Origin of the sequence: Mycobacterium sp. 852014-52144_SCH5372336, assembly GCF_001665615.1 — a bacterium.
Taxonomy (GTDB): Bacteria; Actinomycetota; Actinomycetes; order Mycobacteriales; family Mycobacteriaceae; genus Mycobacterium; species Mycobacterium neumannii_A.
The window spans coordinates 142,522-165,888 of the sequence record NZ_LZSW01000059.1 but is presented as its reverse complement, the minus strand read 5'-3'; the positions used below and the strand labels follow the sequence as shown (position 1 = coordinate 165,888).

General features: G+C 68.0%; 21 protein-coding genes and 2 pseudogenes. 15 read left to right on the top strand and 8 right to left on the bottom strand.

Features of this window, described 5'->3' with window-relative positions; translation table 11 throughout:
* Nucleotides 1-2 precede the first annotated feature (2 nt).
* From mobA to A5759_RS26395, 3 genes and pseudogenes are all read left to right on the top strand, one after another.
* The gene (gene mobA, locus A5759_RS20605) at nt 3-593 is read left to right on the top strand and encodes a molybdenum cofactor guanylyltransferase (RefSeq protein ID WP_068200859.1); all 591 of its coding nucleotides are present in this window, start codon (nt 3-5) and stop codon (nt 591-593) included.
* Between the two features lie 1,139 nt (nt 594-1,732).
* Nucleotides 1,733-1,960: pseudogene (locus tag A5759_RS20600) on the top strand (transglycosylase family protein); the annotation flags it as partial.
* Between the two features lie 321 nt (nt 1,961-2,281).
* Nucleotides 2,282-2,512 (top strand): annotated as a pseudogene (locus tag A5759_RS26395) (transglycosylase family protein); the annotation flags it as partial.
* 145 nt (nt 2,513-2,657) lie between these two features.
* On the opposite strand, the gene A5759_RS20590 reads toward A5759_RS26395, so the two are convergent.
* From A5759_RS20590 to A5759_RS20575, 4 genes are read right to left on the bottom strand one after another with little or no spacing between them, the layout of a single operon-like run.
* A complete protein-coding gene (locus A5759_RS20590) occupies nt 2,658-3,239 on the bottom strand; it encodes a VOC family protein (RefSeq protein ID WP_068200855.1) in 582 nt (193 codons plus the stop codon).
* Nucleotides 3,236-4,402: an FAD-dependent oxidoreductase gene (locus A5759_RS20585; RefSeq protein WP_068200853.1), complete on the bottom strand. Its 1,167-nt coding sequence runs from the start codon at nt 4,400-4,402 to the stop codon at nt 3,236-3,238. Before A5759_RS20585 ends, A5759_RS20590 begins: the two co-directional genes overlap by 4 nt.
* Nucleotides 4,403-4,433: 31 nt before the next feature.
* A complete protein-coding gene (locus A5759_RS20580) occupies nt 4,434-4,964 on the bottom strand; it encodes a PaaI family thioesterase (protein WP_068200850.1) in 531 nt (176 codons plus the stop codon).
* Nucleotides 4,961-5,368, bottom strand: coding sequence for a helix-turn-helix domain-containing protein (locus A5759_RS20575; protein WP_082962239.1), 408 nt, complete (start codon nt 5,366-5,368; stop codon nt 4,961-4,963). Before A5759_RS20575 ends, A5759_RS20580 begins: the two co-directional genes overlap by 4 nt.
* Before the next feature lie 87 nt (nt 5,369-5,455).
* Between A5759_RS20575 and A5759_RS20570 the strand changes: the two genes are divergently transcribed.
* The 11 genes from A5759_RS20570 to proB all read left to right on the top strand — a co-directional run bounded on the left by A5759_RS20570 (nt 5,456) and on the right by proB (nt 20,462).
* On the top strand, nt 5,456-7,489 hold the full coding sequence (locus A5759_RS20570) for a S9 family peptidase (protein ID WP_068200847.1): 2,034 nt from the start codon (nt 5,456-5,458) through the stop codon (nt 7,487-7,489).
* Between the two features lie 10 nt (nt 7,490-7,499).
* Nucleotides 7,500-8,759, top strand: coding sequence for a trans-acting enoyl reductase family protein (locus A5759_RS20565; RefSeq protein ID WP_064396853.1), 1,260 nt, complete (start codon nt 7,500-7,502; stop codon nt 8,757-8,759).
* An 85-nt stretch (nt 8,760-8,844) separates the two neighbouring features.
* The gene (locus A5759_RS20560) at nt 8,845-11,496 is read left to right on the top strand and encodes a valine--tRNA ligase (RefSeq protein WP_068200845.1); all 2,652 of its coding nucleotides are present in this window, start codon (nt 8,845-8,847) and stop codon (nt 11,494-11,496) included.
* Nucleotides 11,493-12,980 carry a folylpolyglutamate synthase/dihydrofolate synthase family protein gene (locus A5759_RS20555; RefSeq protein WP_082962219.1) on the top strand — a complete coding sequence of 496 codons (1,488 nt, stop codon included), beginning with the start codon at nt 11,493-11,495 and terminating at the stop codon, nt 12,978-12,980. The genes A5759_RS20560 and A5759_RS20555 overlap by 4 nt, the downstream gene beginning before the upstream one ends.
* Entirely contained in the window at nt 12,977-13,369 is a 393-nt protein-coding gene (locus A5759_RS20550) for a DUF4233 domain-containing protein (RefSeq protein ID WP_066841642.1), read from the top strand. The genes A5759_RS20555 and A5759_RS20550 overlap by 4 nt, the downstream gene beginning before the upstream one ends.
* Nucleotides 13,370-13,408: 39 nt before the next feature.
* On the top strand, nt 13,409-13,816 hold the full coding sequence (gene ndk, locus A5759_RS20545) for a nucleoside-diphosphate kinase (protein ID WP_068201233.1): 408 nt from the start codon (nt 13,409-13,411) through the stop codon (nt 13,814-13,816).
* A 306-nt stretch (nt 13,817-14,122) separates the two neighbouring features.
* Complete coding sequence (locus tag A5759_RS20540; RefSeq protein WP_068200844.1) at nt 14,123-16,996, top strand: Rne/Rng family ribonuclease; 2,874 nt, start codon at nt 14,123-14,125, stop codon at nt 16,994-16,996.
* Between the two features lie 180 nt (nt 16,997-17,176).
* Complete coding sequence (gene rplU, locus A5759_RS20535) at nt 17,177-17,500, top strand: 50S ribosomal protein L21 (protein WP_066841644.1); 324 nt, start codon at nt 17,177-17,179, stop codon at nt 17,498-17,500.
* A gap of 46 nt (nt 17,501-17,546) precedes the next feature.
* A complete protein-coding gene (rpmA, locus tag A5759_RS20530; protein WP_064396842.1) occupies nt 17,547-17,813 on the top strand; it encodes a 50S ribosomal protein L27 in 267 nt (88 codons plus the stop codon).
* Nucleotides 17,814-17,895: 82 nt separating this feature from the next.
* A complete protein-coding gene (obgE, locus tag A5759_RS20525) occupies nt 17,896-19,341 on the top strand; it encodes a GTPase ObgE (RefSeq protein WP_064396840.1) in 1,446 nt (481 codons plus the stop codon).
* Nucleotides 19,338-20,462 carry a glutamate 5-kinase gene (proB, locus tag A5759_RS20520; protein ID WP_068200842.1) on the top strand — a complete coding sequence of 375 codons (1,125 nt, stop codon included), beginning with the start codon at nt 19,338-19,340 and terminating at the stop codon, nt 20,460-20,462. Before obgE ends, proB begins: the two co-directional genes overlap by 4 nt.
* 9 nt (nt 20,463-20,471) lie before the next feature.
* Here the strand turns inward: proB and A5759_RS20515 are convergent, their stop codons facing one another.
* From A5759_RS20515 to A5759_RS20505, 3 genes are all read right to left on the bottom strand, one after another.
* Nucleotides 20,472-21,143: a hypothetical protein gene (locus A5759_RS20515; RefSeq protein ID WP_156616985.1), complete on the bottom strand. Its 672-nt coding sequence runs from the start codon at nt 21,141-21,143 to the stop codon at nt 20,472-20,474.
* Nucleotides 21,140-21,991, bottom strand: a complete 852-nt coding sequence (locus A5759_RS20510; RefSeq protein ID WP_068200840.1) for an NAD-dependent protein deacetylase — start codon at nt 21,989-21,991, stop codon at nt 21,140-21,142. Before A5759_RS20510 ends, A5759_RS20515 begins: the two co-directional genes overlap by 4 nt.
* Before the next feature lie 119 nt (nt 21,992-22,110).
* The gene (locus A5759_RS20505) at nt 22,111-22,569 is read right to left on the bottom strand and encodes a hypothetical protein (RefSeq protein ID WP_082961580.1); all 459 of its coding nucleotides are present in this window, start codon (nt 22,567-22,569) and stop codon (nt 22,111-22,113) included.
* Here A5759_RS20505 and A5759_RS26005 point away from each other — a divergent pair.
* Nucleotides 22,568-22,786 (top strand): hypothetical protein, encoded by a 219-nt coding sequence (locus tag A5759_RS26005; RefSeq protein ID WP_156616984.1) that lies wholly within the window; start codon nt 22,568-22,570, stop codon nt 22,784-22,786. The genes A5759_RS20505 and A5759_RS26005 overlap by 2 nt on opposite strands.
* On the opposite strand, the gene A5759_RS20500 is transcribed toward A5759_RS26005, so the two are convergent.
* Nucleotides 22,787-23,326 carry a cysteine hydrolase family protein gene (locus tag A5759_RS20500; RefSeq protein WP_068200836.1) on the bottom strand — a complete coding sequence of 180 codons (540 nt, stop codon included), beginning with the start codon at nt 23,324-23,326 and terminating at the stop codon, nt 22,787-22,789.
* Nucleotides 23,327-23,367: the final 41 nt, after the last annotated feature.

Here is a 23,367-nt window from a genome sequence, read left to right as displayed (position 1 = left end):
TCATGACGACCACCGTTCCGCTGGCCGGAATCATCCTGGCGGGCGGGGCTTCCCGCCGCATGGGCCGCGACAAGGCCACGTTGCCGTACGAAGGCTCCACGTTCGTCGAGCGGATGGTGGACATCCTCAAACCGCGTTGCGCGCCGATCTTCGTCATCGCCGCCCCGGGGCAGGCGATGCCCGCGCTTGACGCCGAGGTTCTGCGCGACGAGGTGCTTGGCGTCGGCCCACTGCTGGCGACCGGCCGGGGGCTGCGGGCGGCTGCCGACGCCGGATCGGAACTCGCTTTCGTCTCCGCGGTGGACATGCCGCTGTTGACCGTCGAGTTGATCGACGCACTGGTCGCTCCGGCGGTGCGCGTCGGCGCGGACGTGGTGCTGCCCTGGGACGGGCGTGACCACTACCTGGCGGGCGTATACCGCACCACGCTGGCTGGGCGCGTCGACGAACTGATCGACGCGGGGGAGCGCAGCATGCGCGCGCTGGTCGACCGGGTCGACACACAGCGGATCGTAATGCCTGAACAGCGTGCGCTGACCAACCTCAACACCGCCGCCGATCTCGAGGCGATCCGCAACGTGCAAATCGCGTAGCAAATTCAGTGATTTTAATACCCGCTATTCGTGATTGTGTGAAGTGAATTCCCGCCAGTGAATTAGTTCGCGTTTTACCGTGATAAGCACATCAACGTGCTGATATCGGTTCGGCGCGTGAAAGCGCAATATCGGCATAACAGATGCACGAATACGGCTGGCTCTCAGCGCCTTTCGGCGGCATCACCCGCAGCGGTGGGCGAATTCGAGCTCGCTGGGGACTGATTCGGTGCCCGAGCCCGCCCGAAGGCATGCCGCTGCGGATGGGCCGGTCGCGGCGAAACGAGCGACGCATGGCATGGCCGTGGCATTACGGCGGGTCCACGGGTCCGAAAGTGTGCCGAACGGGTGTCGCATTGACGACGAAAGACGCGCTGGGATAACGGATGCCGTAACGAGCCCGGTGAAGCGTTCGCAGGGGTGAGAAATGGGGCGATGAGCGAACGACCTCGTGAGTTGCTGACGCGCAACGTGTTCCAACTGTCTAATCCGGTCGCAGGGCCAGCGAAGTTGCCACAGTCATGGGGCAACGATCATGCCCGTTGCAGTCATTTTGTCGACGACACTGCGGTTTTCGCCGCACCAACCAGGACGCGACCCCGCAGACGCGTGGTTCAGCTCACAAAATAGCCGTGAGATGGCTCACGAGAACGTGTCCTGACATCAGTTTTGCCGCGTCCGTCAAAGCACGCTGCAACCTGGGAATATGCTGAGAAATCTGCGCCGTAATCGTTTCGTGATCATGCCGCGACACACCTTCGCTCGATATGACGGCGGCCGAACTCTTTTTGTACGGTCCCCAATGGCTCTACCCGGAGCAAACAATTTGAAACCACGAACCTGTGTGTGAGTGGGGCTGTAGGAGGCGAACGGTCTCCGGCAGCCGCCGGCGCTGAGGCCCGGCGAGGCATTCCGGCCTCCCGCTGTCGCACCCGACCGAGACGGTGCGGCCCAACTCCCTGGCCTGGCGGACAGGCATGCCCACCCCGCGCGCTTTGGCGCGGGTGTGTGTTGGCGCGCGCGTGGCGAAAGGATAGAAGTTGAAGAACATCCGCAAGACACTTGGCCTGGCGACCTTTGCCGGAGCGCTCGCGTTGGCGCCCATGGCTCTGGCCACCGGTACTGCCAATGCGGACAGCGGTGTGAACTGGGATGCCGTCGCGGCGTGCGAGTCGGGCGGTAACTGGTCCATCAACACCGGTAACGGCTACTACGGCGGCCTGCAGTTCACCATGGGCACGTGGCAATCGAACGGCGGCAGCGGCTCCCCGCACAACGCCAGCCGCGAGGAGCAGATCCGCGTCGCCGAGAACGTGCTGCAGTCGCAGGGCATCGGCGCATGGCCGACCTGCGGCGGTCGCGGCTAAGCACGAGTTTCGTCTTAAAAAGAGGCGGTGCCGGGTATCCGGCACCGCCTCTTCTTTCTCAGAAGGCTCTTACGCCAATTAAGTAACGAATAAAACTTTTGACCCTTGCGTAACACGTGACGTTCATCACCCGACACACCGGATAACCGCAGCGGAGATCGAGGGGTTCTCGGATGCGGGCCTTGTGAAAACGGTCGGGGAAGGACCGCAGAGATGAACGTTCGTACTGCAGTGAGCAAGGGCCTCTTGGCCGCGGCGATCTCCGGAGCGCTTGCGATGGTGCCGATGGCACTGTCCGAGTCGTCGTTGGCCACAGCCAACGCCGATTCGGTGAACTGGGACGCCATCGCCGAATGCGAGTCCGGTGGCAACTGGGCGATCAACACGGGTAACGGCCACTACGGGGGTCTGCAGTTCAAGCAGGCCACCTGGGCCGCCAACGGCGGTGTCGGCAACCCGGCGACCGCGTCGCGCGCCGAGCAGATCCGCGTTGCCGAGAATGTCCTGCGCACCCAGGGCCTGAAGGCGTGGCCGAAGTGCGGACCTCGCGGCGCGACGCCCGCCGTATGGACCACGCCGTCGGGTCCGTCCGCTCCGACCGCACGGACGATGCCTGCCTCGGCGACCGGTTGCGCTTCGATGCCGTCCAGCGGCCTGTTCGGCTTCGTCAACCCGCGTCAGATGTGCACCGCGCTGCTCAACCCGATCGGGACGATCGCCGGAGCACGCTGAACTGGTTGCCCTGCGGGTCGCTCAGCGCCCCGGAAGCCGAGTCGACGCTCCACTGCCAGCGGTTGGGAACGACACGGTCGTCGTCGACGCGGACGAACTTCCAGATGAGGTTCTCCCAACCGGCCGACCCGTAGAGCCACCGCGGCGTCCCGTCGGGACCGTCCCGCAGTTCGGCTCCCACCCGGGGCGCCCACCAGGCGGCGAGCTCTTCGGGCCGGTCGCTGTCCGTGCAGACGGCGAAGACGCGGGCAGGCGGGCCTCCTCCCGGGTCCTGCGGGAACGCGCAGAATTCGTTGCCCTCGATGTCCGCCAGCATCGTCCACCCGGTGTGCTCGGCGAGGACGCGGGCGCCGAGGTCGAGGAGCGACGCGACATCGCGCACGTAGAGGTCCGCGTGGACGCGGTTCTTCACCGTCTTCGGGCAGTTCTGCGGTCGGAAGATCAACAGCCTGCGCTGGGCCTCGGCGCCGAGGACCGCGGCCCAGAAGGCAGTCATCACCGGCGGGTCGGCCGCGTCGACGACCAGCGGGCCCAGCCGCACGGTCACACTGCGAACAGGTCGCGGTCGGTCGGCAGCTTGAACGCCGACCGCGACGCCACATCGGCCAGGTGGCGGGCCACCAGGGCTTCGGGTCCCAGCACCGTCGCACGGCTCACGAGCGCACTGATCGCCGGCGGCAGATTCATGACGCGCCCGATGAACCGCGATTCGCGGACCAGCGAGCGAACCCGCGGGCGGCGGAACTTCACGAACCGCGCGAAGGCGGTGGCGACATCGTCGTCGCCATCGAGGAACCTCGCGAGGATCGCGGCGTCCTCCAGTCCCTGACAACCGCCCTGTCCGAGGTGCGGGCGCATCGGATGCGCGGCGTCACCGACCGTCACGACCGAACCCCGCGACCACTGGCGGGCCTCGTCGCGGTCATAGAGGTCGTTGCGCAGGACGGCCTCGGGGTTGGTGGCGGCCAGGATCTCGGGGATGGGCGCGGCCCACGACGCGAACCGTTCCTGGAGGTAGGGCAGTTCACCCTGCGGTGCCGTCGTCCCTTCGGGTACACGTTCGGTGGCGAACCAGTAGGTGTGGTCCTCTCCGAGCGGCACGTGGCCGAACTCGACCGCGGGTCCGAGCGTCTCGCCCGCGAGCTCAGGATCGATCGTGCACGCAGCCACTCCGCGCCATGCGGTGTAGCCGACGTATTGGTTGTGCAGCGGTCCGTTGAGATGACGGGCGACCATCGAATGGGTGCCGTCGGCGCCTACGACGGCCTCGGCCTCCAGCACCGCGGAGTCGGCCAGCCTGATTCTCACGCCGTCGGCGGTCATCGCCAGCGCCTCGGCCGCCACTCCGGCTTTCAGGGTGCCGTCGGCGAGCGCACCGGCCAGGATCGACGTCAACGTCGAGCGGCGGATGACCACGAGAGGTTCGCCGAGGGCCTTGATGAGGCGTTGCCGTTCGGGTCGCCGCAGCCAGCTGCCGTCACGCCAACGGGCCGCGCCTGCGGTGACCCGGCCGCCGGCCTGGCGCACCGGGTCGCCGAGGCCGATGTCGTCGAGTGCGGCCAATGCGTTGGGCCAGATGCTGATTCCGGCGCCGGACGACGTGTCGGCGCGCTCCTCGACGAGCCTGACGTCGTGTCCGCGCTGTTGCAGCGCGACGGCGCTCGCCAGTCCGGCGATGCCTGCCCCGACAACTACGATCCGCTTCGGCATCTGTCGAACGTAGCGCGCCGAGCGCGTCGCGTTACAGGTCGAAGATCAGCAACGTGCTGCTCGCGGTGGCCACGACCGCGCCCGAGCCGTCAGTCACTACACCTTCGGCGAAGCTGATCCGGGAGCCGGACTTGACTACGGTTCCCGTCGCGACGAGTGCGCCGCTGTCCAGTCGCACCGCCTTGAGGTAGTTCACCTTGATCTCCACCGATGTGTAGCCCTTGCCCACCGGCAGGGTGCTGTGCACGGCACAGCCGGTGACCGAATCGAGCAGGGTGCAGAGCAACCCACCGTGAATCGCGCCGATCGGGTTGTACGCGGATTCGTCCGGCACGCAGGTGAATCCGATGCGGCCCGGCTCGACCTCCGCGATCCCGAACTGCATCAACCCTCCGATCGGCGCGGGCGGAAGCCGGCCCTCGGCGATCGCGCGCAGGTAGTCGATGCCCGCCATGGTCAGGCCCTTGGCCGTACTGGGACCAGGCGAGTGCCAGGTCACCGTGCGTGAACGCTGCGGACCCCAGTCCTCGCGGCCGGGTGTGGTCTCCAGTTCGAGAGTCATCGCGTTTCCTTCAGTCGGCTCAGGTGGCTGAGCGGCGGGTACCGGTGCGGCCGGTCTGGGTCAGACACAGAGACGGCGTACGTCTGTCCCCACACCAGCAGAGCGTCGAGAACGGGCAACAGCGCCCGGCCCGAATCGGTCAGCCGGTATTCGTGGCGCGGCGGGGCGTCCTGGTAGCGCAACCGGTCGACGACACCGACTTTCTCCAGCACCTTCAGCCTGGCCGCGATGCGGTCGCGCGGCGCGCCCGTACCGCGAACTATTCCGTCGAAGCGCGTTGCGCCCAGGGCGATTTCGCGTATGACCAACAGTGCCCACCGCTCGCCGACGAGCTCGAGCGCGGCAGCGATGGGACATGGCCGGCCCGGCAACTCGGCCAACGACACGGTGGCGATCGGTGACATGTGCACCATCATGCCGCTTGTAAGTTTGAAAATCAAACCTATGTTTCGGCGCTTAGCCGGTCGTCGGGCTTGTGCTACGAACGGGGCATGACCGCGACGGCCCCCGACGCCCCGTCCACCTCGTCTCACGCCCCTTTCCACGACCTCGACGAGTACGTCGCGTTGCCCCGAGTCTCTGGGATGGCGTTGTCGCCGGACGGAACACGGTTGGTGACCACCGTCGCGCAACTCAACGACAAGAGAACCGAATACGTCAGCGCGGTCTGGGAGATCGACCCCGCCGGTGCCCAACCCGCACGCCGACTGACGCGAGGGACCAAGGGGGAGTCGGCGCCCGCGTTCGCGGCCAACGGCGATCTGCTGTTCATCGCCGTCCGCCCGACCCCCGATGACGACGAGCCGCCCGCCGCGCTGTGGCGGCTCCCGTCGACCGGCGGTGAGGCGGCGCAGGTGTTGGCGCTTCCCGGCGGCGTCGAGGCGGTGCGCCCCGCCCGCGAGGAGGACGTCGTTGTGGTGCGCTCACCGCTGATGCCGTCGGCTCGGACCATCGACGACGACCGTCGGCTCCGGTCCCTGCGCAAGGACAACAAGATCACCGCGATCCTGCACACCGGTTATCCGATCCGCCACTGGGACTCCGATCTCGGGCCGGGCGAGCCGCACCTGCTCGGCGTCGCGTTGACCGACGATTCCGCCCGCGGTGAGGATGTCCGCGACCTGACCGCCGCGCCGGGCGCTGCCTTGCGCGACTCCGACTTCGACGTCAGTTCCGACGGGCGCTTCCTGGTCACCACGTGGCAGCGGCCCGCCCCCGGCGCGTCTCGGCATTCGGTGTTGATGCGCATCGACCTCGACGGCGGCGAACGCACGGTGGTGGTGGAGGAGCCCGCCGCCGACGTGTGGAGTCCGTCCATCTCTCCCGACGGTGCGACTGTCGTCTACCTTCGCGAGACGTTCTCGACCCCCGACACCCCACCGCGAATCACGTTGGGCTGCATCCGGTTTGGTGGGACCGCAACCGTGCTCACCGACGATTGGGACCGGTGGCCGGCATCGGTGACATGGCTGCGGGACGGCTCGGCGGTGATCGTCACCGCCGATCAGGACGGCAGGGCACCGGTTTTTCGTGTCGACCTCGCCGACGGCGCGGTGACCCAGCTGACCTTCGACGATTACTGCTACTCCGACGTGGTGGCCGCTGCGGGCGGTGTGCTGTTCGCGTTGCGCAGTTCCTACGCCGCGCCACCCCACCCCGTGCGCATCGACCCCGACGGCGCGATCACCGAACTCCCGTGTGTGAGGTTGTCGCCGCTGCCGGGAACGCTGACCGAACTCGAGACGACCTCCGCCGACGGCACGCGGGTGCGTTCGTGGCTGGCGCTCCCGGCGGGAGACGGCGAGGCGCCGCTGCTGCTGTGGATCCACGGCGGCCCGCTGGCCAGCTGGAACGTGTGGTCGTGGCGGTGGAATCCGTGGTTACTGGCGGCTCGGGGGTATGCGGTGCTGCTGCCCGATCCCGGGATGTCCACCGGTTACGGGCAGGACTTCATCGCACGTGGTTGGGGCGCATGGGGCGGTGCCCCGTTCGAGGATCTGATGGCCATCACCGACGCCGCGTGCGCGCATCCGCGCATCGACGGGTCTCGCACCGCGGCGATGGGTGGATCGTTCGGCGGTTACATGGCCAACTGGGTCGCCGGGCAGACCGACAGGTTCGACGCGATCGTCACCCACGCCAGCCTCTGGGCGCTCGACCAGTTCGGCGCCACCACCGACTCCTCGTACTACTGGCTGCGCGAGATGACGCGCGAAATGGCGCAGGCCAACTCGCCGCACCACCACGTGGGCGACATTCGCACGCCCATGCTGGTCATCCACGGCGACAAGGACTACCGGGTGCCGATCGGCCAGGCACTGCGGCTCTGGTACGAGTTGCTGACCCACTCCGCGCTGCCCGCCGACGCCGACGGTGACAGCCCGCACCGGTTCCTGTACTTCCCGTCGGAGAACCACTGGGTGCTCACACCGCAACACGCCAAGATCTGGTACCAGGTGGTCATCGGGTTCTTGGCCCGGCACGTGCTCGGTGAGGACATCGAGGTGCCCGAGACGCTCGGGTAGCGTCGCGACCATGAGCGCACCGGAGCGGGAATTCGACATCGTCTTGTACGGAGCAACCGGGTTCGTCGGGAAACTCACCGCCGAATACCTGGCCAGGACGGCGCCGGACGCCCGGATCGCGCTCGCAGGTCGATCGCACGACAAGCTGATCGCGGTCCGAGACTCCCTGGGTGGCAAGGCCGCCTCCTGGGCGCTGATCACCGCGGACGCGTCGCAGCCGTCGACCCTGAACGCGATGGCCGCACAAACGCGCGTGGTGGTAACCACGGTGGGGCCCTACGCGAAGTACGGTCTGCCGTTGGTCGCGGCGTGCGCGGCCGCCGGCACCGACTATGCGGACCTGACCGGTGAGTCGTTGTTCATCCGCGAGAGCATCGACCAGTACCACAAGCAGGCCGCCGACACCGGTGCGCGCATCGTGCACTCGTGCGGATTCGATTCCGTCCCATCGGATCTCACGGTGTTCGCGTTGTACCGGCGCGCGCAGCAGGACGGTGCGGGCGAACTCACCGACACCAACCTGGTGGTGCGGTCCTTCAAGGGCGGGGTCTCCGGCGGCACGGCCGCGTCGATGATCGAGGTCATGCGGGCGGCGTCGTCGGACGAAGAGGCGCGACGGGTGATGAACGACCCGTACACGCTCACCCCCGACCGCGCCGCCGAACCCGAACTGGGCGGCCAACCCGATCTGCGGTGGCGGCGGGGCGCGGAGATCGCACCGGAACTCGACGGGTATTGGGTTGCGCCTTTCGTGATGGCCGCGGTGAACACCCGTATCGTGCGGCGCAGCAACGCATTACTCGACTACGCCTATGGTCGGCGCCTGGAGTACGGCGAACAGATGAGCATGGGCAAGTCGGTGCTCGCGCCGGTGGCATCGGCGCTGGCCGCCGCCGGCAACGTCGCGACGATGGCGCTGGGCAGCCGCTACTTCGACCGCGTGCCCAGCAAGCTGGTCGACCGAGTGCTGCCCAAACCCGGCACCGGTCCCAGCGAGAAGGTCCGCGAGAGCGGCCACTACACCGTCGAAACGTACGCGACGACCACCACGGGCACCCGGTATCGGGCCGTCATGTCGCAGAAGGGCGATCCGGGCTACAAGGCGACGGCGGTGCTGCTGGGGGAGTGTGGGCTCGCGCTGGCGCTGGATCGGGACAAGCTCTCCGACCTTCGCGGCGTGCTCACCCCCGCCGCGGCGATGGGCGACGCATTGCTCACCCGACTACCCGCCGCCGGGGTGACGCTGGAGACGACGCGCCTGCACAGGTAGCGCACGTCACATCGCATCAGGAGCGAAAAGCCGCTCCGTTCGGGGCAGTTAGCGACACCGCGCACTGCATTCCTAGAATTGCGGGGTGACCGCCAGCCCCCGATCCTCTGCCGAAGCCCTGCCCAAGTCCTGGGACCCGGCCGCAGTGGAGAGTGACCTCTACGAGGGCTGGGTCACGGCCGGCTACTTCACCGCCGACGCGACCAGCAGCAACCCCGCTTATTCGATCGTGCTGCCCCCGCCGAATGTCACCGGCAACCTGCACATGGGCCATGCGCTGGACCACACGCTGATGGATGCGCTGACCCGCCGCAAGCGGATGCAGGGCTACGAGGTGTTGTGGCTACCGGGCATGGATCACGCCGGCATCGCCACCCAGTCGGTCGTCGAGAAGCAACTCGCGGTCGACGGCAAGACCAAAGAGGATTTCGGCCGCGACCTGTTCGTCGACAAGGTCTGGGACTGGAAGCGGGAATCCGGCGGCACGATCGGCGCGCAGATGCGCCGCCTCGGCGACGGCGTCGACTGGAGCCGCGACCGGTTCACCATGGACGAGGGCCTGTCGCGCGCGGTGCGCACGATCTTCAAGCGACTCTTCGACGCGGGCCTGATCTACCAGGCCGAGCGACTGGTCAACTGGTCGCCGGTGCTCGAGACCGCCATCTCCGACCTCGAGGTCAAATACGAAGACATCGAGGGTGAGCTGGTGTCGTTCCGGTACGGCTCGCTCAACGACGACGAACCGCACATCGTCGTCGCCACCACCCGCGTCGAGACGATGCTGGGCGACACGGCGATCGCGGTGCACCCCGACGACGAGCGATACCGCGACCTGGTCGGAACGTCGCTGCCGCACCCGTTCATCGACCGCGACATCGTGATCGTCGCCGACGAGCACGTCGACCCCGAATTCGGCACGGGCGCCGTGAAGGTGACTCCCGCCCATGACCCCAATGACTTCGAGATCGGTCTGCGCCACCAGCTCCCGATGCCGTCCATCATGGACACCCAGGGCCGAATCGTCGGAACCGGAACGGAATTCGACGGCCAGGACCGCTTCGAGGCGCGGGTCAAGGTGCGCGAGGCACTGGCCTCGCAAGGCCGCATCGTCGCGGAGAAGCGGCCGTACATGCACAGCGTCGGCCACTCCGAACGCAGCGGCGAGCCGATCGAGCCGCGGCTGTCGCTGCAATGGTGGGTCAAGGTCGAGGCGCTGGCCAAGGCCGCCGGTGACGCAGTTCGCAACGGCGACACCGTGATTCACCCTCCCAGCCTCGAGCCCAGGTGGTTCGCGTGGGTGGACAACATGCACGACTGGTGCATCTCGCGCCAGCTGTGGTGGGGCCACCGCATCCCGATCTGGCACGGCCCCGACGGCCAGACCGTCTGCGTCGGGCCCGACGAGACGCCGCCCGAGGGGTGGGAGCAGGACCCCGACGTGCTCGACACCTGGTTCAGTTCGGCGCTGTGGCCGTTCTCCACCATGGGCTGGCCGGACCACACCCCCGACCTCGCCAAGTTCTATCCAACGACCGTGCTGGTCACCGGCTATGACATCCTGTTCTTCTGGGTGGCGCGGATGATGATGTTCGGCACCTTCGTCGCCGACGACCCGGCGATCACCCTCGACGGTCAGCGCGGACCCCAGGTGCCGTTCCAGAACGTCTTCCTGCACGGGCTGATTCGCGACGAGCACGGCCGCAAGATGAGCAAGTCGCGCGGTAACGGGATCGACCCGCTGGACTGGGTGGAGATCTTCGGGGCCGATGCGCTGCGATTCACGCTGGCCCGCGGGGCGAGCCCGGGCGGTGACCTGTCCATCGGCGAGGACCACGCCCGAGCGTCACGCAACTTCGCCACCAAGCTGTTCAACGCCACCCGGTTCGCGTTGATGAACGGTGCGGCACCGGCTGCACTGCCGGACGCCGCCGAGCTGACCGACGCCGACCGGTGGATCCTGGGCCGGATGGAACAGGTTCGCGCGGAGGTGGATTCGGCTTTCGATGCCTACGAGTTCAACCGCGCGTGCGAATCGCTCTACCACTTCGCCTGGGACGAGTTCTGCGACTGGTACGTCGAACTGGCCAAGGTGCAGCTCGCCGAGGACATTACGCACACCACGGCCGTGCTCGCCGCGGTGCTGGACACGCTGCTGAAGCTGCTGCATCCGGTGATGCCGTTCGTCACCGAGGTGTTGTGGAAGACACTGACCGGTGGCGAGTCGCTGGTGATCGCCGACTGGCCGACGCCATCGGGTTTCGAATCCGATCCGGTTGCCGCGCAACGGGTCGCGGACATGCAGAAGCTGATCACCGAGGTGCGTCGCTTCCGCAGCGATCAGGGACTCAACGACCGGCAGAAGGTTCCTGCGCGGTTGTCGGACATCGCCGGCGCGGACCTGCAGGCGCAGGTGCCCGCCGTGCGTTCGTTGGCCTGGCTGACCACCGACGGTGACGGCTTCGCCCCGACCGCGGCCATCGAGGTGCGGCTGTCGCGCGGCACCGTGACCGTCGAGGTCGACACCTCGGGCACCGTGGACGTGGCCGCCGAGCGGCGCCGGCTGGAAAAGGATCTCGCCGCGGCGCAGAAGGAACTGGCCAGTACCACAGGCAAACTCGGGAACGAGGCGTTCCTGGCGAAGGCTCCCGCAGAAGTCGTCGACAAGATCCGCGGACGCCAACAGATCGCCCAGGAGGAAGTCGACCGCATCGCCGCGAGGTTGGCCGCGCTGCGATGACCGACCCGGAGCCGGACGACCGGCCAGAGCCGGACGTGGAGCCGCTGGGGCCTCCGGATCCCGAGCCTTCACCGGACGAGATCGCGGCGCTCCTGCAAGTCGAGCACCTGCTCGACCAGCGTTGGCCCGAAACGAAACTCGAACCCAGCACGACGCGCATCTCGGCGCTGCTCGAACTGCTCGGCTCACCGCAGCGCGGTTACCCGTCGATCCACATCGCGGGCACCAACGGCAAGACGTCGGTCGCGCGGATGGTCGATGCGCTGCTGACGGCGCTGCATCGTCGCACCGGACGCACCACCAGCCCGCACCTGCAATCGGCGGTCGAACGCATCTCGATCGACGGCAAGCCGATCAGCCCCGCGGCCTACGTCGACACCTACCGCGAGATCGAGCCGTTCGTGCACCTGGTCGATCAGCAGTCCGAGGCCGGCGTCCTGGGAGAGGCTGGCCCCGCCATGAGCAAGTTCGAGGTGGTGACCGCGATGGCGTTCGCCGCCTTCGCCGATGCGCCGATCGACGTCGCCGTCGTCGAGGTCGGCCTCGGCGGTCGCTGGGACGCCACCAACGTCGTGAACGCGCCCGTCACGGTGATCACTCCGATCGGTGTCGACCACGCCGAGTACCTGGGCGACACCCTCGCCGAGATCGCCGCCGAGAAGGCCGGGATCATCGGCAAACAGGAAGAAGAGATAGTGCCCTCGGGAACAGATCTCAGTACGGTCGCGATCATCGGCAGGCAGGCACCCGAGGCGATGGAAGCGCTGCTGGCCCAGACGGTGCGCGCCGACGCGGCGGTCGCGCGCGAGGACTCGGAGTTCGCGGTGCTCGGCAGGCAGGTCGCCGTCGGCGGGCAGCTGCTCGAACTGCAGGGCCTCGGCGGCCTGTACTCCGAAATCTTCCTGCCGCTGCACGGAGAACACCAGGCGCACAACGCCGCGCTCGCGCTTGCGGCCGTCGAGGCGTTCTTCGGCGCCGGGGCACAGCGCCAGCTGGACATCGACGCGGTGCGGGCGGGTTTCGCCGCGGTGACAAGCCCCGGCCGCCTGGAGAGGATGCGCAGCGCGCCAACGGTTTTCATCGATGCCGCGCACAATCCGGCCGGGGCCGCGGCGTTGGCGCAGGCACTGCAGGAGGAGTTCGACTTCCGCTTTCTGGTCGGCGTCGTGTCGGTGATGGGCGACAAGGATGTCGACGGCATCCTGACCGCCCTGGAACCGGTGTTCGACCAGGTCGTCGTCACGCACAACGGATCACCGCGCGCGCTCGACGTGGAGGCATTGGCGCTGGTGGCCGAGCAGAGGTTCGGTCCCGAGCGGGTGGTCACCGCCGCGACGCTGCCCGACGCGATCGAGATCGCCACCGCGATCGTCGAGGAGTCGGCGATCGAGGGTGAACTGCTGGGTGGCGCGGGGATCGTGATCACCGGGTCGGTCGTCACCGCGGGAGCGGCACGCACGCTGTTCGGAAAGGATCCGCAATGACCGAACCGGCGCCGCAGCAGCCGGATCCCTGGAAGAGCTTCCGCGGGGTGATGGCGGGCACGCTGATCCTGGAAGCCATCGTCGTGCTGCTGGCGCTGCCGGTGGTGGCCAACATCGGCGGTGGGCTCACCGCGGCCACCGGCGGCTTCCTCATCGGGATGGCGGTGATCCTGGTACTGCTGGCCGGTGTGCAGGGCAAGCCGTGGGCCATCTGGGTGAATGTGGGCCTTCAGGTCGTGCTGATCGCGGGTGTGGTCCTCGACGGGGCGATCGCCTTCGTCGGGGTGATCTTCCTGGTGGTATGGCTGATGATCGCCTATCTGCGCGCCGAGGTCCTTCGCCGACAGAAGAGGGGACTTCTGCCTGGTCAGCAGCGTCCGCCGGAGTAGTCGATTTCGGCGGCTATTCTGTCGGCCGTGACTGAGCCGATTGAACGGACCCTCGTGTTGGTCAAGCCCGACGGCGTCAAGCGGCGTCTTGTCGGTGACATTCTTTCCCGGATCGAACGCAAAGGGCTGGCGATCGCCGAGCTGAAGCTGGTGACCGTCAGCGACGAGCTGGCCCGCAGGCATTACGCCGAGCACGAGGGCAAGCCGTTCTTCGATTCGCTGCTCGCGTTCATCACATCGGGCCCGGTCGTGGCGGCGGTCGTCGAGGGTCCACGCGCCATCGCGGCGTTCCGCCAGATCGCAGGCGGAACCGACCCCGTGGAGAAGGCGGCACCTGGCACCATCCGCGGTGACCTGGCCCTGATCACCCAGGACAACCTCGTTCACGGCTCGGATTCCCCGGAGTCCGCCGCGCGCGAGATCGATCTCTGGTTCACCGGCAAGTAGGGGTTTCGCGACCTGTCTCGCCCAGCCTGGTCAGGCGGGGCGTCGTGATGTGGGATACTCGACTCGGGTGACCGGCCGCCAACGGGGACCGGACACCCGAATGAAGACTTAGACGTGCGCGACCATCGCCACGCGTGATGCGGCGCCGACCGTCCAGCCATCATTCAGACCGGCACCGGGATGGTCCCCCAGTGGGCCGCTCGGAGCGAGACCACAACAAGCTCGGGCGAAGTCACCCGGGTCCATAGCGGAAGCCCTCGCGTGGCCGCGTCAAACACGACGCGCCCGGGGGCTTAAGGAGACTACGTGGCCGAAGATGCCCCCACCGAAGACCTATCTGAAGACACGCGAGAAGCACAGGACTCTCAGCCGGAGTCGTTGAGAGTCGATTCGCTGGCCCAGGTGCTGGGCACCACTAGCGAGCGGGTTCTCGAGGCGCTGACCGCGCTGGACGGCCGCCCTCGCACCGCCGAATCCCCCCTCGGGGAGGACGAGGCTCAACGCGTGCGCGAAGCGCTCGCTGACGCTGCCGACGCGCCGCAGACGCCCGAACCGGCGGATGCCTCCGAACCGACCAACGGAGACGAGCCGGAGTCCCGGACGATTCTGGAGACCCCCGCCGAAGAGGCGCCGCAGCGCGCTGAATACATGCCGCTGTTTGTCGCGCCGCAGCCCGTCCGCTTCGAATACGACGCCGACGCCGACGACGATGACGACGACACCGACGACGACGATGACGACGGCCAGGACAGCGAGGACGACCAGTCCGAGCGGCCCTCCGGTCGCCGTCGCCGCCGCGGTCGGCGCGGACGGGGCCGCGGTCGCGGTGAGCAGAACGGCGACGACGCCGACGGCGACGGGGACGCCGATCAGGGCGGTTCTCAGGGGTCGGACTCCGACGGCGACGACTCGGACGACTCCGACGAGGACAACGGCGACGACGAGAACACCGGCACCGATGGCGCCACCCGCCGTCGCCGCCGCCGCCGTCGTCGCAAATCGGGATCGGCGGACGACAGCGAAGCGACCTCGCCCGACGATCCGCCCAACACCGTCGTGCACGAGCGCGAGCCGCGGAAGTCGACCAGAAACGACAAGTCCGGCAGCGGCGACGGCGAGATCCAGGGCATCAGCGGATCGACCCGGCTGGAGGCCAAACGGCAACGCAGGCGCGACGGCCGCGACGCAGGCAGGCGCCGTCCGCCCATCTTGAGCGAGGCCGAATTCCTGGCCAGGCGCGAGGCCGTCGAACGGATGATGGTCGTGCGCGACAAGGTCCGCACCGAACCTCCGCACGAGGGCGCCCGCTACACGCAGATCGCCGTGCTCGAGGACGGCGTCGTCGTCGAGCACTTCGTGACCTCGGCGGCGTCGGCCTCCCTGGTCGGCAACATCTACCTCGGCATCGTGCAGAACGTGCTGCCCTCGATGGAGGCGGCCTTCGTCGACATCGGCCGCGGGCGCAACGGTGTCCTCTACGCCGGAGAGGTCAACTGGGAAGCCGCCGGACTCGGCGGCGCGGCCCGCAAGATCGAACAGGCGCTCAAGCCGGGCGACTACGTCGTCGTCCAGGTCAGCAAGGACCCCGTCGGCCACAAGGGCGCCCGGTTGACGACGCAGGTGTCGTTGGCGGGTCGGTACCTGGTCTACGTGCCCGGCGCCTCGTCGACCGGCATCAGCCGCAAACTGCCCGACACGGAACGCCAGCGTCTCAAGGAGATCCTGCGTGAGGTGGTGCCGCCCGACGCCGGGGTGATCATCCGCACCGCGTCCGAGGGCGTCAAAGAAGAGGACATCCGCACCGACGTCGAACGCCTCGCCAAGCGCTGGTCCGAGATCGAGGCCAAGGCCGCCGACATCACCGCCAAGAAGGCCGGTGCGGCCGTCGCGCTCTACGAAGAGCCCGATGTGCTGGTCAAGGTGATCCGCGACCTGTTCAACGAAGACTTCACGGGCCTGACGGTCTCCGGCGACGATGCGTGGAAAACCATCAACGACTATGTGAATTCGGTTGCGCCCGAACTTCTTCCGCGGCTGACGAAATACGAGCCCGCTTCCCCCGACGGCCCCGACGTGTTCGCGGTGCACCGCATCGACGAGCAACTGACCAAGGCGATGGACCGCAAGGTGTGGCTGCCCTCGGGCGGCACGCTCGTCATCGACCGCACCGAGGCCATGACCGTCATCGACGTCAACACCGGCAAGTTCACCGGGTCGGGCGGCAACCTCGAGCAGACCGTCACCCGCAACAACCTCGAAGCGGCCGAAGAGATCGTGCGCCAGCTGAGGCTGCGCGACATCGGCGGCATCGTGGTGATCGACTTCATCGACATGGTGCTCGAGAACAACCGCGACCTGGTGCTGCGGCGGCTGACCGAGGCGCTGGCCCGGGACCGGACCCGCCATCAGGTCTCCGAGGTGACGTCGCTGGGCCTGGTCCAGTTGACGCGCAAGCGGCTCGGCACCGGTCTGGTGGAGGCGTTCTCGACCCCGTGCACACACTGCAGCGGGCGCGGAATCGTGCTGCACGGCGACCCGGTCGACTCGACGTCGAGCAGCGGACGCAAGTCCGACACCGGCGGTCGGCGCGGCAAGCGCGGAAAACGCGGCGCCAAGTCCGACGACGTCGCCGTGGCCAAGGTCCCGCCGCATCCCGCGGGCGAGCACCCGATGTTCAAGGCGATGGCGGCGGCCAACGGTCGCCATGACGCAGACGACGATGCCGCCGACGAAGACACCACCGACGATGAGCGCCGCGATCAGAAGCCCGAGGAGGTCGCCGAGACCGATTCCGAAGCCATCCGCACCGCGGTGATCGAGTCGGGCGAGGACGATATCGAGGACCTCGAGGACGAGGACTTCGACGAGACCGACTCCGATGAGGACGACGAGGACGACGAGTCCGACGACGATTCCGACGAGGACGAGGACGAGATCGACCTGGACTCCGATGACGACGAAGACGATATCGACGACGACATCGAGGTCATCGGCGCCGACGACTCCGACGACGACTCTGATGAGGACGACGACGAGGACACCGACGACGAGGATTCGGACGAGGACGAGGACTCCGGCGACTACGACACCAGGGGGGCCGCATCTGCGGCTGTCTCGCGAGGGCGGCACCGGCGTCGCGCGGCCGCCCGGCCTGCGGGCCCGCCAACCAACGAGCGCTGATCTGGTGGCCCGGGGCCGACGAGCCGTGACCTGCGGTGATTTGACCCTCATGCGGCGGCTCAAGTAGCCTTGAGCAGTTGTCGCCAGGCTGGACCATGCGAGTCGGCGGCAGTCGCAAACCCAGACCAGCGCAGCGGCAAATCGCGCGCGCCCAGTGAACGACGTAGGAGTAGTAAGACGATGGCAGCCGAGAAGGTCACGTACGCAATCGTCAAGACGGGCGGTAAGCAGTACAAGGTTGCCGTCGGCGATGTGGTGAAGGTCGAGAAGCTCGACTCCGAGCCCGGCGCCAGCGTCTCGTTGCCCGTGGCCCTCGTCGTCGACGGGTCGAAGGTGACCTCCGACGCGAAGTCGCTGGAGAAGGTCGCGGTCACGGGTGAGATCCTCGAGCACACCAAGGGCCCGAAGATCCGCATCCACAAGTTCAAGAACAAGACCGGCTACCACAAGCGGCAGGGACACCGCCAGCAGCTGACCGTCCTCAAGGTCACCGGCATCAAGTGATGAGCCGTCAGGCGACGGACAGAAAGCACTGAGGGGAACCACAGACATGGCACACAAAAAGGGCGCTTCCAGCTCGCGGAACGGTCGCGACTCCGCCGCACAGCGGCTCGGCGTCAAGCGGTTCGGCGGCCAGATCGTCAAGGCCGGCGAAATCCTGGTGCGGCAGCGGGGTACTCACTTCCATCCCGGCACCAACGTCGGCCGCGGAGGTGACGACACCCTGTTCGCCACCGCTCCCGGCGCCGTCGAGTTCGGTTCCAAGCGCGGCCGCAAGATCGTCAGCGTCGTTCGACCGGCACCGCAGGAGGCCTGACTTCCTGCCGCGAATGTGATGCTGCTGCGACTTCCCGGCTGAAGCTGGCAGTAGCCCACACTCGTCACGGAAAGGAAGACCGATGCCTCGCTTCGTCGACCGCGTCGTGATCCACGCGCGAGCCGGCAACGGCGGCAACGGCTGCGCCTCGGTCCACCGTGAGAAGTTCAAACCACTCGGCGGCCCCGACGGCGGCAACGGCGGCCGCGGGGGCAGCGTGATCCTGGTCGTCGACCCCCAAGTGCACACGCTGCTCGACTTCCACTTCCATCCGCACGTCGTCGCACCGTCCGGCAAGCAGGGCGCAGGCGGCAACCGGGACGGGGCCGCGGGCGCCGACCTCGAGGTGAAGGTTCCTGACGGCACGGTCGTGCTCGACGAGGACGGCCGGCTGCTCGCCGACCTCGTGGGCGCCGGCACCCGCTTCGAAGCGGCCGCCGGTGGCCGCGGCGGCCTGGGCAATGCCGCGCTGGCATCGCGCGCACGTAAGGCTCCCGGCTTCGCGCTGCTGGGGGAGAAGGGTCAGGTCCGCGACCTGACGCTGGAGCTCAAGACCGTCGCCGACGTCGGGCTCGTCGGTTTCCCGTCCGCAGGCAAGTCCTCCCTGGTGTCGGTGATCTCGGCGGCCAAACCGAAGATCGCCGACTATCCGTTCACGACGCTGGCGCCCAACCTCGGCGTGGTGTCCGCGGGCGGCAACACCTTCACCGTCGCCGACGTGCCCGGCCTCATCCCCGGCGCCTCGCAGGGGCGCGGACTGGGACTGGACTTCCTGCGGCACATCGAACGTTGCGCGGTGCTGGTGCACGTCGTCGACTGCGCGACGATGGAGCCTGGCCGCGACCCGGTATCCGATATCGACGCGCTGGAGGCCGAACTCGCCGCGTACACGCCGACACTGCAAGGCGATTCGACGCTGGGCGACCTCGCCGAGCGTCCGCGTGCGGTGGTGCTGAACAAGATCGACGTGCCCGATGCCCGCGAGCTGGCCGAATTTGTGCGCGAGGAGATCGTGCGCCGCTACGGCTGGCCGGTGTTCGAAGTGTCCACCGTGACCCGGGAAGGGTTGCGGCAGTTGACCTTCGCGTTGTGGGAGATGGTCTCGGCGTACCGCGAAGCGCAACCGCCGGTCGTGCCGCGCCGACCCGTCATCCGTCCCGTCCCCGTGGACGAGAGCGGTTTCACCGTCGAGCCGGATGGGCACGGCGGCTTCGTCGTGCATGGTGTCCGGCCCGAACGGTGGGTCGCCCAAACCGATTTCGACAACGACGAGGCCGTCGGCTACCTCGGTGACCGGCTGGCCCGCCTGGGTGTCGAGGATGAGCTGTTGAAGCTGGGCGCGCGGCCCGGATGCGCGGTGACCATCGGTGAGGTCACCTTCGATTGGGAGCCTCAGACACCCGCCGGCGTCGACGTGCCGATGTCGGGCCGCGGCACGGATCAGCGGCTCGAGCAGACCGATCGCGTCGGGGCCGCCGAGCGTAAGGCCGCGCGGCGGGAACGGCGGCGCCCCGGCGGCGAGTCATGACCGCCTCCGCGCGCCCCGACGAGTCGGCGCACCGGGCGGCGGTGCGCACCGCGCGCAGCGTCGTCGTCAAGATCGGCACCACCGCGCTGACCACGCCGACCGGAGTGTTTGACGCCAGTAGGCTCGCGGTGCTGGTCGAGGCCATCGAGAACCGGATGCGGGCAGGCTCGGATGTGGTGATCGTGTCGTCGGGGGCCATCGCGGCGGGCATCGAACCGCTGCGGCTGTCGAGACGGCCCGCCGACCTGGCCACCAAACAGGCCGCCGCCAGCGTCGGCCAGGTGGCTCTGGTCAACGCGTGGAGCGCGGCCTTCGCGCGTTATGAGCGCACCGTCGGACAGGTCCTGCTGACCGCGCACGACATCTCGATGCGAGTCCAGCACACCAACGCCCAGCGCACGCTCGACCGTTTGCGAGCGCTGCACGCGGTGGCGATCGTCAACGAAAACGACACCGTGGCCACCAACGAGATCAGGTTCGGCGACAACGACCGACTCTCGGCGCTGGTCGCGCATCTGGTCGGCGCCGACGCGCTGATTCTGCTATCCGACATCGACGGGCTCTACGATTCGGATCCGCGAAGGGGTAACGCGCGCTTCATCGCCGAAGTGGCGCAGCCGGAGGACCTCGACGGCGTGGTGGCCGGCAGAGGCAGCCAACTGGGCACCGGGGGGATGGCGTCGAAGCTGTCGTCGGCGTTACTGGCCGCCGACGCCGGGGTGCCGGTGTTGTTGGCCGCAGCCTCGAATGCGGCGACCGCGTTGGCCGACGCGTCCGTCGGAACGGTGTTCGCGCCGCGGCCCGAACGGATGTCGGCGCGCCGGTTCTGGGTGCGCTACGCCGCCGAGGCCGCGGGCGCGCTGACGCTCGACGATGGTGCGGTGCGCGCGGTGGTCACACAGCGGCGCTCGCTGCTGCCCGCCGGTATCACCGCGGTGTCGGGGCGCTTCTACGGCGGCGACGTCGTCGAGTTGCGGGCGCAGGACGGGACGATGGTCGCGCGCGGCGTCGTCGCCTACGACCGCGGTGAGTTGGCCACGATGCTGGGCCGGTCGACGTCGGATCTGTCTCCGGAGCTGCGCCGGCCCGCCGTACACGCCGACGACCTGGTGGCCGTCTAAGCCGGTGCGCTAGTGATCGCCCAGCGATCGGATGCGCGCCGAGATTCCCTCGAGCATCGCCTTGATCTGGTCGGCGCGCTCGTCGGCGCTTTCCATCACGTCGTCGTCGGCCGGTTGCACCGTCACGCCGTTGGCCTTCGCGGTCGCCTCGAAGCATTCGCGGACCACCGGATCGGCGAGGATCACCGCCGCCAGCATTCCCGGTGTGAGCTCGCGGGTGCGCAACAGGCCGTCGTAGCGCACCTCCGCCGGGATCCGGATCTCCAGCGCGCCGCCTTCGAGTTGCTGCTTGGCCGCGGCCAGCAGAAGCGTCAGCGCAGCGCGCGAGACCACTCCGAGCACCTTGTGCCGGAACGGAAACCACGGCAGCGGCAGCTTATCGATCTGCTTGTCCACTCCGCCGGTGAACAGGTACTCGATCAGGCTGCGGGTGCGGACCTCTTCGACCTCCGCCCATTCCACGGTGTCCCCGTCGAATTCGACCGCGTCCTCGCTGATGGCCACGCCGCCGAAGTGGTTGAGCTTGCGCACCAGCCACCGGAGTTTGTCGGGTGTGAGCGAGTGCTCGGCGATCACGTCGCCGACGCCCAGTGCCCATCGGCCGGTGACCGGCCCGGGATCAGGGCGATGCCGGTCGATCAGCTCACGGAGCCACGAGGCGTCCTCGGAGGTCTGCGTCACGCCGTCATTCCCGTCGACGTCACGAAGGCGGGCAGCTCGTCGGCCAGCAGCGCCAGCATGGGCGAGCACCCGTTGTCGATCTTGACCGTCGCCAGCGCATCGCCGCGGGTGGGTCCGCGGTTGATGATCGCGATCGGCATACCCGCCGCCGCGGCGTGGCGCACGAACCGGTAACCCGAGTACACCGTCAGCGACGACCCCGCAACGAGTAGCGCATCTGCCGCATCGACCATCGAATAGGCTTGAGCCACCCGCTCTTTGGGGACGCTCTCGCCGAAGTAGACGATGTCGGGTTTGAGCATCCCACCGCAATGCGGGCAGTCGACGACGTGGAACGACGTGGTGTCGCCGACGACGGCATCGGCGTCCGGGGCGACCGCGATGCCGCCCACCGACTCGGCGACCCGCTGGGCGAAGCCCGGATTGGCCGCCTCCAGCAGATCGGCCAGGGTGGCGCGGCTCATCGTGTGCGCACAGTCGAGGCAGATCACCTGCGCGTAGGTGCCGTGGAGGTTGACGACGTTGTGGCTGCCCGCCTTGCTGTGCAGCAGGTCGACGTTCTGGGTGATCAGCGCCGACACCGCACCCGCGGCCTCGAGCGCGGCGAGGGCCCGATGGCCGGCGTTGGGCAGCGTGGCATCCATGTGACGCCAGCCGAGGTGGTTGCGCGCCCAGTACCGCTGCCGGAACACGGGGTCGGAGGTGAACTTGCGGATCGTCATGGGGTTGCTCGGCGGCGAGTCCGGGCCACGGTAGTCGGGGATTCCCGAGTCGGTGGACATCCCCGCGCCGGTGAGCACCGCGATCCGCCGGTCGCGCAGCAGGGCGACGAGTTCGGGTGCGTCCACCTGGTCGAGGGTAGTCAGTTCGGCAGCGCTTCGGCCTCGCCGCGTGCTAACGGGTTGATTGCACGCAGCGGGTGCGTGCGATCAACCCCTTAGTGCAGTGCGATCGTGCCTGCCGTTGCTCATCGCTGGGTCGGGCAGGCTTCGACGGGGACGGGCATGGTCAGCTCGCCGAACTTCTGAAAACGGAAGGTCACGTCGACGTTGGAGGCGGGCCGAACGGTTTGGGTGATGCCGTCAAGGGTGACGGTGAGCGGCCGGCGCGGTTCGACTGGTTGACCGGTGGCAACCGCGGTACCCGCGTGGATCTCGATCGGAGGGCTCGGTTCGATGCGGGTGGCCTCGGCGGCCGTCGTCGTGATCGCCTCCAGCCGTTCGGTGTCCGCCGGTCGATTGTTGGTGATGGTGAACCGCAACTGTGCGGTGTCGCCGACCTGGATCTCGCACGATCCGGGTAAGTAGCGCGGTACGACGAAAGCGTTCTCGACGGTGGTCTCCGACGTCTGCGAACCGGACCCACGATTGCTGGATTCGCCAGTGGTGAAGCTGCCGCAGCCGGCCAGCAGGAACGTCACGAGCATGGCCGTCGTAACGGGAGCGGGCTTGGACCGTTTAACTTTCATCATCGAAGCGGGTGCTACCCGCTGCCCGCGGCGCCAAACGTCGACCGATACCCGGTTTGCGTCGGTGCCGCCGGCGTGCGGCGTGGTCGCGCTGGTCAACACCGCCCGCGAGCCGACCGGCGTCAGGACCGACACATCGGCGCGCGGCTTCGAGCATGACCTCGCGTCCGACTGATCACTGCAAACACTCTGCCGCTGGCGTGATTTCGGCGCTCATATTGCTTTTCATCATGGTCAGTGCCGCGTCGCTGAGCTCGGGGTCGATGTGGGCTACGGCGTCCGGTGGCACCACGACGGGGAAGTGCCGGACATAGGCGTCCAGCGCGGTGTAGAGGATGCATTGCTCGGTGACCTGGCCGGTGAGGATGACCCGCTCAGGTTTCAACTGCCCCAGCAGGTATGCCAGCGCCGTGGCGTAGAAGGCGCTGTGACGCACCTTCGTCATCAGGCGGCAGCCCTTCTGCGGGACGATCGGCTCGACCAGGTCCGGGCGCTCACCCTGCAGCGCCGACTGCACGATGTCGCTGAACTCCGCGGTGAAATCGCCGTAGTTGTCGTTGACGTAGATGAGGTTGACATCGTCGCGGTCACGGGCCTCGGCCACGAGCGCCGCAAGGGGGTCGATGATCTCGGCGACGTGTGGGATCAGCTTCTCGGCGTCGGGATGGCGGTAGGTGTTCATCATGTCGATGACCAGCACTGCGGTGTCACTCATGGGGACTTGCATACCCCGTTCCGTTTTCGGGCAACAATGAG